General features: G+C 66.5%; 13 protein-coding genes. 3 read left to right on the top strand and 10 right to left on the bottom strand.

From position 1 onward, the window contains the following. The 7 genes from WBB07_RS23880 to ligA all read right to left on the bottom strand — a co-directional run. A partial coding sequence (locus WBB07_RS23880) for a hypothetical protein (RefSeq protein ID WP_526311223.1) occupies positions 1-573 on the bottom strand: 573 nt, incomplete at its 3' end. Beyond that, positions 570-1,499 carry a vWA domain-containing protein gene (locus WBB07_RS23875; RefSeq protein WP_526311221.1) on the bottom strand — a complete coding sequence of 310 codons (930 nt, stop codon included), beginning with the start codon at positions 1,497-1,499 and terminating at the stop codon, positions 570-572. The genes WBB07_RS23875 and WBB07_RS23880, both read right to left, overlap by 4 nt. Continuing rightward, the gene (locus WBB07_RS23870; protein WP_526311219.1) at positions 1,496-2,593 is read right to left on the bottom strand and encodes a hypothetical protein; all 1,098 of its coding nucleotides are present in this window, start codon (positions 2,591-2,593) and stop codon (positions 1,496-1,498) included. The genes WBB07_RS23875 and WBB07_RS23870 overlap by 4 nt, the downstream gene beginning before the upstream one ends. After that, positions 2,584-3,102, bottom strand: coding sequence for a hypothetical protein (locus WBB07_RS23865; RefSeq protein WP_526311217.1), 519 nt, complete (start codon positions 3,100-3,102; stop codon positions 2,584-2,586). Before WBB07_RS23865 ends, WBB07_RS23870 begins: the two co-directional genes overlap by 10 nt. Beyond that, the gene (locus tag WBB07_RS23860; RefSeq protein ID WP_526311215.1) at positions 3,092-3,961 is read right to left on the bottom strand and encodes a DUF58 domain-containing protein; all 870 of its coding nucleotides are present in this window, start codon (positions 3,959-3,961) and stop codon (positions 3,092-3,094) included. Before WBB07_RS23860 ends, WBB07_RS23865 begins: the two co-directional genes overlap by 11 nt. Positions 3,962-3,965: 4 nt before the next feature. Further along, positions 3,966-4,931, bottom strand: coding sequence for an AAA family ATPase (locus WBB07_RS23855; protein WP_526311213.1), 966 nt, complete (start codon positions 4,929-4,931; stop codon positions 3,966-3,968). A gap of 65 nt (positions 4,932-4,996) precedes the next feature. Next, positions 4,997-7,075, bottom strand: a complete 2,079-nt coding sequence (gene ligA / locus WBB07_RS23850; protein WP_526311211.1) for an NAD-dependent DNA ligase LigA — start codon at positions 7,073-7,075, stop codon at positions 4,997-4,999. A 58-nt stretch (positions 7,076-7,133) separates the two neighbouring features. Between ligA and WBB07_RS23845 the strand changes: the two genes are divergently transcribed. Together WBB07_RS23845 and WBB07_RS23840 are read left to right on the top strand one after the other, a co-directional pair. Beyond that, on the top strand, positions 7,134-7,544 hold the full coding sequence (locus WBB07_RS23845; RefSeq protein WP_526311209.1) for an MmcQ/YjbR family DNA-binding protein: 411 nt from the start codon (positions 7,134-7,136) through the stop codon (positions 7,542-7,544). Further along, positions 7,541-9,148 (top strand): 4-coumarate--CoA ligase family protein, encoded by a 1,608-nt coding sequence (locus WBB07_RS23840; protein WP_526311207.1) that lies wholly within the window; start codon positions 7,541-7,543, stop codon positions 9,146-9,148. Before WBB07_RS23845 ends, WBB07_RS23840 begins: the two co-directional genes overlap by 4 nt. Before the next feature lie 20 nt (positions 9,149-9,168). Here WBB07_RS23840 and WBB07_RS23835 read toward each other — a convergent pair whose 3' ends face one another. Beyond that, a complete protein-coding gene (locus WBB07_RS23835) occupies positions 9,169-10,194 on the bottom strand; it encodes a uroporphyrinogen decarboxylase/cobalamine-independent methonine synthase family protein (RefSeq protein ID WP_526311205.1) in 1,026 nt (341 codons plus the stop codon). 284 nt (positions 10,195-10,478) lie between these two features. Here WBB07_RS23835 and WBB07_RS23830 point away from each other — a divergent pair, with 284 nt between their 5' ends. Next, complete coding sequence (locus WBB07_RS23830; protein ID WP_526311203.1) at positions 10,479-11,141, top strand: inorganic diphosphatase; 663 nt, start codon at positions 10,479-10,481, stop codon at positions 11,139-11,141. 244 nt (positions 11,142-11,385) lie between these two features. Here WBB07_RS23830 and WBB07_RS23825 read toward each other — a convergent pair whose 3' ends face one another. Beyond that, entirely contained in the window at positions 11,386-12,768 is a 1,383-nt protein-coding gene (locus WBB07_RS23825; RefSeq protein ID WP_526311201.1) for an HNH endonuclease signature motif containing protein, read from the bottom strand. A 34-nt stretch (positions 12,769-12,802) separates the two neighbouring features. Continuing rightward, positions 12,803-12,971 (bottom strand): DUF5078 domain-containing protein (locus tag WBB07_RS23820; protein ID WP_526311225.1); only part of this gene is annotated, 169 nt, incomplete at its 5' end.

Raw genomic sequence — 12,971 nt, 5'->3', positions numbered from 1 at the left:
AGCCGGGGGTGGTGGCGGCGGCGGTGCTGCGATCACCGGGCCGGTCACAAAGGCCAGTTTGTCCTGCAGCCGCGCGACGGTGTCGGCCCGAACCGCGCGCCGCTGCTCATCGGGATCGTCGTTGCCGGCAAAACACCCTGCCGGGGCCTGCCCGGCCACGGCCAGAGCGTCCTGATAGCTGCGCACCGAATCGTCGCGCCGGCCCTCCCGAAACGCCAGATCGCCGAGTGTCTCCTGTACCAGCAGCAGGTTGATCCGCACCGGGCACGATTGCGCAGGATCGGTGCCCGCCAGCGACTCCAGGAACCGCTGCTGCGCCTCCGGCAAGCGCCCGGCCAGTACCTCGAGGTCCCCCGCGGCAAAGGCCGTCTTCTCCGGCTCGACCACATCGAAGACCCTCAGCAGCGATACCGTGGATTCCAGGGCGGCGATATCGCGCTCGCGGAACTGCGACCGGGCCGCGTCCCCGGCCGACACCACACTGATCAGCTTCAGGCTCAGCACCACGATGAGCAGCAGTACCGGCGCCGACATCAGATAGAGCTTGCGGCGCAGCCGTATTCGCCGGCTCACAACAGCACATCCCGACGGGTGCTGCGAGTGCGGCGGTACTCCCGCAACGTCAATGTCATCTCCACCAGCATCAGCCCGGCGGCCAGCAGGGCAAACAGCCAATAGAGTTCCCGTCTTTCGGTGACCTCGACGGCCTCTCCCGACACCCCGGCCGCCACATCCGGTGCGGGAAGTGCGGAGTCGACCGGCTGCCCGTTCTGGCGAAGGGTGTAGGGCACCCCGAGTTGATCGGCGATCTGCCGCAATCTGGACTCGTCCAGATCCCCGGCCCCGTTGCGGTAGCCGAGCACCGCACCGTCGGTGACCGCGCCCGCAGGCAGGGCGAACTCGCCCCGGGCGACCACCGAATCCGGGGTCCCCGCCCCGAGATAGAACACCAGATTCCGGGAACCGGGATACTCGGCGAGTGCGGATTCTGCCTTCGCGTAGAGCACATCTCGCGCCGCAAACGCATTGGCCTGCGCACCCGCGCCGACAGCGGCGGCATACGGCTGCAGGCCCGCGACCACCGAAGTGAGACTCGAGGTGTCATCGGAGAGCGGCCAATCCAGCGTCGCCCGCGTGGCAAACGAGATCAGCGCAAAACGGGCGTCCGGATAACCGGAGATGATCGCCTCGACATCGGCCCGCATGTCGGCCACCGGCGCACCGGCCGACCGGTCGACAACCAACAGGACGTTCAGATCGCCGCTGCTCGAGTCGCCGGACTGCACCGTCAGCGCGGTGTCGCGCCCGGTATCGAAACCCGGGCGCGCCGCGGCCACCAGCACGCACAGTAGCGCCAGCGTCAGCCCGGCCCAGCGCAACACCGCCTTGTGCGTGCCGGTTCGCGACAGAATCCGCTGCAGCGCAATCATTCTTGTTGCCATCAGGATCGCCCCGATGGCCAGCAACCACGGCCAGGGCAGCGCGGGGACAAACGTCATCGCCGCAACACCACCAAGGACACACTGAGCAGCAGGACCGCACCCAGCGCGGCGATCAGCACCGGATTCGGGGTATCCCAGGAGTTGCTGGTGATCAGTCCCCCGTCCGGGAGGCGGGCCGGCGGCGGATCAGCCACGATCCGGTCGAGGAACTGCGCCAGCATCGGATCGATCCCGGGTTCCTCGGGCAGGCCGGCACCGGGGTTGTACAACTCGAAGATTCCGCCGGTGGCGTCGGCTATCGCACGCAACGATTCGGCGCCCTGCGATGTGGGTTCGACAACATCGGTACGGGCGATGACGTTCACCTGCACTCCGTTGTCCACCGCCAGCCGGCGCACCGCGTCGGCGGTGTAGGCCGGGCTGCGCCCGTCGGCACCGTCACCGTCGGCGAATGCGGTGTAGCCCACGTAGATCAGCTGACGGCGGTGCGACCCGGTCTGCCCCGAATCGGGAAAGCCGCCCATACAGAGGGCCAGGGCGTCTGCGGTGCTGGGTGCGTAGTCGACATACTCGATCGGGCGGGTGAACTCCCCGGCCCGGGCGGCCAATTCGTCACGGTCGGCGACAGCGACCTCTTCACCGCTGTCCAGCCGCTGCTGAATCGGCGCCAGCCGGGCCAAACCCTGCAGCCGGTCGGTGAGGTAGGTGTGGTCGCGGGTCAGCGGTATCACCCGCAACGTCGAGGACGTCAGCCCCAGCCGCTGCCGGTCGTAGCTCTGGGCCTGCCGGGCGAAGTGGCTGAACAGTTCGGCCGAGGTGGGGTCGGTGACGTCCTGGCCGACGCAGAGCATGGTGTCCTGCGGGTAGGCCGCGTCGAAGGCCCGGGTGGAGGCCGCCAACCCCGTCGGCCGAGCGGCGGCGACCAGCACCGCCGCGAACGCCACCACCAGCAACAGCAGCGTGGCGACCATGGAGATGAGGTAGGCCCGGTAGACCCGGGCGTACTCCGGCAGCCGGGTGAGCCGTTCGACGTGTGCCAGGGGCCGCAACCGCCGGTTGCCGGTGGGCACCGGCAACACCCACGCGATCACAGCTGAGCCGAGAAGTGCCGCCAAACCCACCAGCAGCACGGCCCACCAGGTCAATTCCACGAGGGTCTCGTTTCGTTGCCGGCTTCTGTTTCGGCCTCCATCTGGAAGCCCGAGATCAACTCCCCCGCGGCCTGTTCCAGCGCAGCCAGATCGGGCTGTCGGTTGGGATCGAACTGGGCCTGCGCCAGCGCCGCCAGTAACGGCGCCGCTGCTGACACACCGGCGTCGGGGCTGTCGGAGATCTCGCTGACGTGCAGGTAGTGGGCGCGGGTCCCGGTGGTGATCGACAGGAAGCCACGCACCGCGCGACTCAGCCCTGCACTGGCCTGCTCAGCCGTGAGAGCACCGCTGCGGAATTCGTCGCCGATCCGCCGGACCGCGGCCAGGAAGCGACGTCGGGTCAGCCACGTGTGCAGCCGCCCCCGCAGCCGCTCCGGCGGCAGGGTCCAGACATACACTGCCGCAACCCAACCGAGCACCACGATGATCCCGGCCACGCCCAGCACCAGCCACCACACCGAGTAGGCCGGTGGTTCACCGACAAAGCGCAGCAGATCGTCAGCCGGCATGCCGATAGCCCTGACTCAACTCCACGAGCTTCGCTCGGATCTCGGTGCTGGCGCCGACCCGGGCGAACCGCACCCGGTTGGCGGACAGGAAGTCATCGAGGTTCGCGGCGCGCTGCGATTCAGCGGCCTGGTAGGCGGCCAGCACCCGCGGACCCAGCGCGGCACCGCCGAGCACAAAACGCCCAGTTGCCACGTCGAATCCGTCATGTTTGTCGTCGGCGCCGATCACCGGCATGTCGGCGATCAGCAACCACATCACGTCGTGGCGGCCGGTGAGCTGCTGCACCGCCTGTTCGAGCTCCGGGGTGACATCGGGCTCATCCGACACCACGATCAGCAGCAGCCGGGTGCGGTGGGCGCGGGCCACGTAGGCCAGCTGAGCGGTCATGTCACTGGGACCCGCGGCACCACTGCTGTGGCCGTAGAAGCGTTCCAGCAGACTCTCGATATGCGTCTCCCCACGGCGACTGCGGATTGTCACCGAGCCGCGTGAATCGCCGTACACCAGACCGATTTCGTCGCTGCGCGCCATCGAGACGAGTCCGACAGCGCCCATCACGTTGGCGGCGATATCCCGCTTGACCTCGCCACTGGGAGCCAGCGCCGAACTGTTGCGGCCGGCATCGGCCACCAGCACGATCTTGTGATGTTTTTCCGAGACGAACCGCTTGATCAACACCGTCCCCGAGCGCGCCGATGCTCTCCAGTCGATATCGCGGACGTCATCTCCGGGGACGTAGGGCCGAAGTTCATCCAGCTCGAGACTTCTGGTGTGCAGCAACGCATATCGGCCGCCGTCGAGCAGCCCGCGGGTGTCGGTCCCGAAGTGCGATTTGGCGCGGTTGAGATGCCTGCCCATGGCCTCAGGGCACCCGGACGGCGTGGAGAACCGCGTCGATCACCCGCTCTGGAGTGACGTCGACGTTGACGGCTTCGAACCCCAGGATCAGCCGGTGCCGCAGCACCCGATGCGCAAGTGTGCGGATGTCGTCGGGCAGCACGTGATCACGGCCGGCCAGCAGGGCCTGCGCCTTGGCCGCGCGGCAGAACGCGATGGTGGCCCGCGGACTGGCGCCGTATTCGACCAGCCTGGCCAGCTGACCCGGCAGGAATTTCGCCGGCTCCCGGGTGACGTGGACCAACTGACTGACGTACCGCACCAGCACGCGGTCCATGTGGACCTCGCGCGCGGTGCGCTGCAGCCCACGGATGTCGTCGAGCGAGACCACCGGACTCACCGGTTCGGCACGGTCGTAGACGCCGGCCTCGATGCGGTGCACGATTTCGGCTTCTTCGTCCGGCGTGGGATACCGCAGCACCTCTTTGAGCATGAAGCGATCGGTTTGCGCCTCCGACAGCGGATAGGTGCCTTCCTGATCCACCGGATTCTGGGTGGCCACAACCAGAAACGGTTCGGGGGTCGGATGATTGACGCCCGCGATGGTGGTCTGGCGCTCCTCCATGGCTTCCAGCATGGCGCTCTGGGTCTTGGCGCCGGACCGGTTGATCTCGTCGAGCAGCACGATGTTGCTGTGAACCGGCCCCAGCTGGGTGGTGAATGTGTGGGCATCGGCATCGTAGATCTGGGTGCCGATGATGTCGCTGGGCAATAGGTCCGGGGTGCATTGGATCCGCCGGAACCCACCGTCGATGGCCTCGGCCAAGGTGCGCGCCGCGGTGGTCTTGGCCAGCCCGGGAACCCCCTCCAGTAGGACATGACCACCGGTGAGCAGCCCGATCAACAGTGTTTCGCGGAGGTAATCCTGGCCCACCACCTTGGCCGAGAAGGCACCGGAGACGGCGTTGATGACATCGCGAGCGGTTGTCATTCGTCCTTTCCGCAGTCCAAGCCGATCCGTGGCAGCTGCTCGCTACCAGTTACCCACCGATCACGTCAGCTAACGTCGGGTCCGTCATCGAGTAACCGGCGGAAGCCGTCCTCGTCGAGAATCGGCACCCCGAGTTCGACGGCCTTGTCGTACTTGGACCCCGGTGCATCGCCGGCGACGACGTAGGCGGTCTTCTTCGACACCGAGCCCACGGCCTTGCCGCCGCGCACCAAGATGGCTTCCTTGGCCTGATCGCGGGAGAACCCGGCCAGCGACCCGGTGACCACGATCGACAGTCCTTCGAGGTTGCGCTCGATGCTGCTGTCGCGCTCATCGGCCATCCGAACCCCGGCCGCACGCCACTTGTCGACGATGGCGCAATGCCAGTCGACGGTGAACCACTCCTTCACCGCGGCAGCGATGGTGGGGCCGACCCCTTCGACGGCCGCCAGCTCTTCGAGGGAGGCCGCGATGATGGCGTCGAGGCTGCCGAACTCGCCGGCAAGCGCCCGGGCCGCGGTGGGACCGACATGGCGGATGGACAGCGCCACCAGCACCCGCCACAGCGGCTGGGATTTGGCCTTGCCCAGATTGGCGAGCAGCCGTTTGCCGTTGGCCGACACCTCGCCGGCCTTGGTGGTGAACAGCTCGGTGCGCAGCAGGTCCTCGACGGTGAGGGTGAACAGGTCTCCCTCGTCTTCGATCACTGCGCCGGTGAGCAGTGCAATGCCGGCCTCATAGCCCAGACCCTCGATATCGAAGGCACCGCGGCCGGCGACGTGGAACACCCGCTCCCGCAGCTGCGCGGGGCACGACCGCGAATTCGGGCAGCGAATGTCGGCGTCGGCCTCCTTGGCCGGTGCCAGCAAGGTCCCGCATTCGGGGCAGTGCGTCGGCATCTCGAATTCCGTCTCGGATCCGTCACGAAGCTCGACAACCGGCCCGAGCACCTCGGGGATGACGTCGCCGGCCTTGCGGATGACCACGGTGTCACCGATGCGCACCCCCTTGCGTTTGACCTCCGAGCCGTTGTGCAAGGTCGCCAGGCCCACCGTCGACCCGGCCACCTTGACCGGCTCCATGTAGGCGAACGGGGTCACCCGGCCGGTGCGCCCGACGCTGACCCGGATGTCGAGCAGCTTGGTGGTGGCCTCTTCCGGCGGGTATTTGTAGGCGATGGCCCAGCGAGGTGCCCGCGACGTGGCGCCGAGACGCCGCTGCAACGACACCTCGTCGACCTTGACCACCACGCCGTCGATCTCGTGCTCGACATCGTGGCGGTGTTCCCCCCAGTAGGTGATCCGTTCCTGCACCGCCTCGACACCCTGCACCCGGGCGGTGTGATCCGAGACCGGCAGCCCCCAGGCCTTGAGCGCCAGGTATGCGTCGTGCAGCGTGGGGGGGTTGAAGCCTTCGGCGTGCCCCAGTCCGTGGCAGATCATCCGCAGCCGGCGCCGGGCGGTGACGGCGGGATTCTTCTGCCGCAGCGAGCCGGCCGCACTGTTGCGGGGGTTCGCGAACGGAGGTTTACCGTCCTCGACCAGGCTGGCGTTGAGTGCCTCGAAATCCGAGAGCCGGAAGAACACCTCACCCCGGACCTCGAGCACATCCGGCACCGGGAACTCTGCGGTCCCGGTGAGCCTCTCCGGGATGTCGTCGATGGTGCGGGCATTGAGGGTGACGTCCTCACCGGTGCGCCCGTCACCGCGGGTGGCCGCCCGCTCCAACCTGCCATTGCGATACACCAGCGCCAGGGCCACCCCGTCGATCTTCAGCTCGCACAGATAGTGGGCGTCGGCACCGATCTCGGTGCGCAACCGCGTCGCCCACGTGACCAGTTCCTCGGAGTTGAACACGTTGTCGAGCGAGAGCATCCGCTCGAGATGGTCGGCCGCGCCGAATTCGGTGGCGAAGCCGGCCCCGCCGACCAACTGGGTGGGTGAGTCGGGGGTGCGCAGCTCCGGGTGCTGGTCCTCCAACTCGGTGAGCCTGCCGAGCAGCGTGTCGAACTCTCCGTCGGAGATGACGGGCGCGTCCTTGACGTAGTAACGGAACTGATGACCACGCACCTCGTCGGCCAACTCCTGCCACTGCCTGCGCACGTCAGCAGACTGGGCGTCTTCCTCGGTCTCGGATGAGCTCACGTGAGTCACGTTAGCGAAATGCGCCGACATGCTCGAAGGCCTGGCTAGCCTGGGCACCATGCCGCATCCGATCATGTTCGCTGACGACGATCATGGGTTGGCCGAAGTACGGCGGATCGCGCTGGGATTTCCCGACGCTTTCGAGAAGGTGTCCCACGGCAGGCCGGCGTTTGCGGTGACCAAGGTTTTCACCTGGTATGGCGGCAGCTCCAAAGAAACGGGCCACCGAGTGCTCTATCCATACTCGGTACTGGTCAAACCCAGCGAGGACGAAAGACCCGCACTGGAGAAAGACACCCGATTCTTCTTTCCGATGTACCTGGGACCGGCAGGATGGCTGGGCCTGGATTTGGCTGCAGCGCAAGTTGATTGGGACGAGGTGACGGAGTTGATCGACACCTCGTTCCGGTTGGTTGCACCCAAGAAATTGATCAAGCAACTAGATGACCGAACCCACGGAGGATCATGACTTTCGCCAGCCCCTTCCCCGATGTCGAGGTGCCCGGGATCGGTGTCTACGAGTATCTGTTCGGCGATCTGTCCGACGCAGACGCCGACCGGGTGGCGCTGGTGGATGCCATCTCCGGGGCCGAGCTGACCTATCGCGATCTGGTCACCCGGGTCGACGCCTTCGCCGGCGCGCTGGCCGACCGCGGCATCGGCGTGGGTGATGTGGTGGGCTTGCTCTCTCCGAACAGCCCGGGGTTCGCTGTCGCCTTCCACGGCATCCTGCGTGCCGGCGCCACCGCCACCACCATCAACGCCTTGTTCACTGCCAAGGACATCGCCAAGCAGCTCACCGACGCCCACGCCAAGATGCTGATCACCGTCTCGCGGCTGGTGCCGCAGGCCGTCGAAGGAGCCGCACACGCCGGTCTGTCCCCCGGTGAAGTGGTGGTGCTCGACGGCAAAGGGGAAACCGAGGCCGGGCATCCCAGCGCCGACGACCTGCTGGCCTCCGGTGCCGACGCGCCGACGGTGACCTTCGATGCCGCCACCCATCTGGCGGCGTTGCCCTACAGCTCCGGCACGACGGGCAATCCCAAGGGCGTCATGCTGACCCACCGCAATCTGGTGGCCAATGTTGCACAGTTCCGACCGTTGCAGGGCATCACCTCCGACGACGTGATCATCGCGGTGCTGCCGTTTTTCCACATCTACGGAATGACGGTGCTGCTCAACGCCGCCCTGCATGCCCGGGCCCGGCTGGTGATCATGCCGTCGTTCGATCTCGAGGTGTTCCTGTCGACGATCCAGAATCACCGCTGCACGGTCGCCTACATCGCGCCGCCGGTGGCCGTCGCCTTGGCCAAGCATCCGATGGTCGACAAGTTCGACCTGTCGTCCTTGCAGACGGTGATGTCCGGTGCGGCGCCGCTGGACGAGGATCTGGGCCACGCCGTCGCCACCAAGATCGGCTGCCGGATGGTGCAGGGCTACGGCATGAGCGAGCTGTCCCCGGTCAGCCATTGCATGCCGTTCGACGGCGGCCAGAAACTCACGGGAGCCACCGCTCCGCTGAGTTCGGTCGGCTGGACGGTGCCCAATGCTGTCAGCAAGATCATCGACCCGGCCACCGGCGCCGAGATCGGCATCCCCGAACGCGGCCGCAGCGAGACCGGCGAATTGTGGTTCGCCGGACCCAACGTGATGGCGGGCTACCTCGGCAACGACAAAGCGACCGCGGAAACCATTGACGCCGAGGGTTTTCTACACACCGGAGATCTGGCCTGCGTGGATTCTGACGGATGTGTCTACATCGTCGACCGGCTCAAGGAGCTGATCAAGTACAAGGGCTACCAGGTGCCGCCTGCCGAGCTGGAGGCGCTGCTGCTGACCCATCCACAGATCGCCGACGCCGCCGTGGTCGGCGTCACCGACGACGACGGTGAAGAGGTTCCGAAAGCCTTTGTGGTCAGGCAACCCGATGCCGAGATCACCGAAGAGCAGGTGATGGAGTTCGTCGCTTCGCACGTCGCGCCGTACAAGAAGGTCCGCCGGGTCGAATTCATCGACGCGGTACCAAAATCGGCGTCGGGCAAGATCCTGCGCAAGGATCTACGCGTCCGCTGACCCAGCGCCTACGTTGCCGGTCAGATGGAGTCCGGATCCTGGTCGAAGCCGTCGGCGACCTTTTGTGCCAGCCCGATGGCCGTGCGTGCCCACGCCGGTGTGGCCCCGGCAAGTCCGCAGGCCGGGGTCACACCGATGCGGTCACGCAGGACGGCCCGTGGGAAGCCGAGCCGGTCGGTGATCCTGGCAGCCTCGGCGGCAACTTGTTCGACGGCCGGACGCGTCTCGGGCTCCAGGGCCGGGACCACCCCGAGCACCACGGTGCGCCCCGATTCGAGGAACTCTCCGATCCCGTCCAGGTCAGCGGGTTGCAGAACCGACGTGTCCACTGATACCGCCTGTATAGCCGTGCGCTGCACCAGTTTCCATGGAAGATCGGCCGCGCAGCTGTGCAGCGACACCGCACTCCCGACCGCGCTCGCGCAGGTGTCGATGAGCTCGGTGGCCAACGCTTCGTCAACCGGATGCACGGGCGTGACGCCGGTGACACCGGTGAGTCGACCCGCCAGCGCAGCGGGCAGCAAGGGCTCGTCGAACTGGACGACGACGTCGGTGTCCAGCCGCCGCGCCACCTCCGCGCGGTGTAGCGCAACCCCTTCGGCCAGCGATGCGGTGAGATCCCGCAACGCACCGGCGTCGGTGATGGCGCGATGGCCGCCACCCAGTTCGAGCTGAGCAGCCAACGTGATGGGCCCGGGCGCCTGCACCTTGACGGTTCGCTTCGAAGCGCCCAGACCTGCTTTCTCCCAGGCCTCTTCGAGGGCATCGAGATCCTCACCCAGCAAGCTTGACGCCCGCCGGGTGACGGCACCGGGGCGGGCGGCGATGCGATAGCCGCGGGGCACCGTATCGATGTGGATATCGACCAGCAGGGCACCCGCCCGGCCGATGAGGTCGGCGCCCACTCCCCTGGCCGGGAGTTCGACCAGATGCGTCAGGTTGTGCAGCTCCCCGACGATGGTCGCCGCGGCCTCGCGGACCGAGGTGCCAGGCCACGACCCGATACCGGTTGCCGCCGAGAATGCAGACGGTACGAATTCGCTCATCGGCCAACCGTAGCCTGGGGCGCCCACCTCCTGACGCCGCACGGCGCACAGTGCTCTGTTCACCCCGTCGCAACTCCACCCCACCAGCGCGTCACCTCCGGCTGCGACCGTTCACCTCCGCATCACCCACGCGTGGAACGATCCGCTGGCCCGATGAGCGACCGGCTGACTGACACCGACCGACAAGGACGCCAACTCCCATGGTTCAATCTCGCCCAATCCCCGCACTCGCCGGAATCGCAGCCATTGCCGTGCTTGCCGGCTGCGCAGGAGAAGCATCGCAGGTGCAAGAGAGCGACAACAAAACCATCACCCCTACAAGCGAATCAACGGAGACCAAGCCCACCGCTTCACCAGCTGCCGCGAGCCCTGCCGGAGCGCCGGCGGCCGAGGGCTGCTATGCGATCACGCATCCGTTCGGCTTCCCCCAACCCAGCGACATCGACGCCGACGGAGTCATGGTGGTCGTGGAGATCCCGCAGGGCAGCGCCAACAAGTACGAGATCGACCCCGCCACCGGCCAGATCGTCCTGGACCGCGTTCAGTCGATGCCGGTCGCCTATCCGGCGAACTACGGTTCGATTCCGCAGTCATTGGGCGGCGACGGTGACCCGCTCGATGCCCTGGTGCTCACCCGGGAGCCGCTGGCACCCGGCGTTCAGGTGCGCGTTCGGCCGATCGGGATGCTCAACATGATCGACGGTGGCGAAGCCGACGAGAAGGTGATCGCCGTGCCCGTCGACGATGTCGATCCACACTTCTCCGACTACCAGAACATCACCGATCTGCCCGCCATCCAACAGCAGGCGATCGAACAGTTCTTTTCCGTGTACAAGAACCTCCCAGAAGGCAGGAAAGAGGTTGAGCTGAACGGTTTCGCCGAAGCAGGCCCGACTGCCAACGCGCTGAAGCAAGCCCTCGACTCTTACCGGCAGAGCTGCAGCTGAGCCGCTGACGCGAGGCAACCGTGGGTTGACCGACCCGCGGTTGCCTCGCGCACAGCAGCAACCAACCATGGAGAGCACGGCGCAGGTCGGCATCAACCTGCCGGCTCGTGACCAACCTGCTCGCCGGAGCGCCGGCTGAACCGGCCGAGGCGGCGGACGACCACGCTCAACGCTGTCGACGACGTGTTGACTCTCGAGTTCGAGTTGGGTTGCGTTGTAAGCGCGTTCGGACTTGATGTGTTGTTCACGGTCTTGTTGTCGGGTGCGTCTGCGTCGGGGCATGGTGATATTCGAGGCGACGCGGCGGCGAGTCTTGCACGGCGGTGGCGGCAGCGTCGCAGTCTGGGGGGTTCCAGTCGGTGAACACCAGCCGCGTGGTGGGTTCGGTGAGATAGCTGTGGCCGGTGGGGGCGGTCCAGATGACCGAGCCGTCGGGTAGTTGTTCGTCGCGCCAGCCATTGGGGCCGCCGCGAAAGGTTTTCGCCAGGTGATGTTCTCGACACAGCGCTTTGGCGTTGGAGGCGTGGGTGGGGCCTCCATCGGCGTGGGCGGTGGTGTGGTCGACGTCGGCGTAGTGCGCTTTCCGGTTGCAGCCGGGGAAACGGCACAACAGGTCTCGGAACTGCACGAACTGGCGCAGCGAGGCCGAAAAGCGGTATCGCGGTTCAGGTTCCTGGACTGGTATCAACAGCGGCCTGAGGGTGGCCCCGGTGCGGATCAATTCGGCCAGCAACGCGGTGGGGATGATCACCGAGGGAACTTGCGAGGGAATCGTCGCCGCCACGCAGCTGGGGTTGCCGCACTGGCAGAAAAACCGGTCCTGGCCCCGGAACACCGCCCCGTACCCCGCGGCCCGCAACTCGCCTTTACTACGAGGATCATCCCGGCACACAGTGGCAGCCATCGCATTCAACACCCGGAAAGCCACCTCGGCATCGACGGCCAGCAGACGTCCGAACAACGACTTGGTACCGGTGGCGTCATCGAGTTTGCCGAACTGCACATCACAAGACTTGGCAGCCTTGCGGAACCGCCGCACTGCATCCGGATCCAGTTCTTCGATGACAGCATCGATAGCCAGGTCCAGGTCCGATTCGGAGAGTGTGGTGAAATCACCAGCGCGGTCGGCGATCTCGGCGTCGACCTCGATTTGGGCAGCGGAGTCCACCAGTTCGGTGCGGTAGACGATGGCCGCAGCCACCCGGGCACTGATGACGCCGTGTTCGAGCAGAGCAGCAACTCGAGGGAGCCGCACCGCCAGGGCTTCGGCAAGCCGGATCTGGCCCGAAGCCCAACGCGGACTCAAACGCATCACCGCGCCGATGTCGTCCTTGACCGCAGCCCAGGTGTCGTGGGTCCAGTTCTGTTCATCGGCCGCCGCCCCGCCTCGCGGTGACGCAACAGCATTGCGATGAACGCCAACGTCCTCGCGGTCGAGGTGGCCTGAGTACGGTTTTACTGCCGGATCGCAGTCACCATGTCCGCGGCAGCGATGTGTCCGCAGGTCGCGGGATCCAACAATCCTTCGAATATACGTTCGATGGTATCCACATCCACTGACACTCTGACGTGTCTGCGGTGCGAGAGCGCGCCCGAGAGTTGCGGTCGACGCCGGCCGCCGGTGCATGAACAACGACGAGCTCAGGCACCCGGCTTGAAGCTCACCAGGTCCAGACGGTTGGGTCGACCGGGGGGTAGTTCAGGCAGACGTCGGTGCCGCGGGCGACGACGCCTTTGTTGTTGAAGAACAGTTTGGCCCAGTTGGGCCAGTTCCAGGCCAGGGTCTCGTAGAACGCGTTGGTGGCGGTCTCTTCGGAGTAGGCGCGCCGT

The sequence above is a fragment of the Mycobacterium sp. genome (assembly GCF_049647605.1).
GTDB lineage: Bacteria > Actinomycetota > Actinomycetes > Mycobacteriales > Mycobacteriaceae > Mycobacterium.
This window is presented reverse-complemented; position numbering and strand designations above follow the sequence as displayed.

Coding starts and splice junctions, on each gene's coding strand:
- WBB07_RS23865 (WP_526311217.1), bottom strand. CDS start 3,102: ATGCCGGCTGACGATCTGCTGCGCTTTGTCGGTGAACCACCGGCCTAC.
- WBB07_RS23875 (WP_526311221.1), bottom strand. CDS start 1,499: ATGACGTTTGTCCCCGCGCTGCCCTGGCCGTGGTTGCTGGCCATCGGG.
- WBB07_RS23825 (WP_526311201.1), bottom strand. CDS start 12,768: ATGCACCGGCGGCCGGCGTCGACCGCAACTCTCGGGCGCGCTCTCGCA.
- WBB07_RS23855 (WP_526311213.1), bottom strand. CDS start 4,931: ATGACAACCGCTCGCGATGTCATCAACGCCGTCTCCGGTGCCTTCTCG.
- WBB07_RS23835 (WP_526311205.1), bottom strand. CDS start 10,194: ATGAGCGAATTCGTACCGTCTGCATTCTCGGCGGCAACCGGTATCGGG.
- WBB07_RS23840 (WP_526311207.1), top strand. CDS start 7,541: ATGACTTTCGCCAGCCCCTTCCCCGATGTCGAGGTGCCCGGGATCGGT.
- WBB07_RS23860 (WP_526311215.1), bottom strand. CDS start 3,961: ATGGGCAGGCATCTCAACCGCGCCAAATCGCACTTCGGGACCGACACC.
- WBB07_RS23845 (WP_526311209.1), top strand. CDS start 7,134: ATGCCGCATCCGATCATGTTCGCTGACGACGATCATGGGTTGGCCGAA.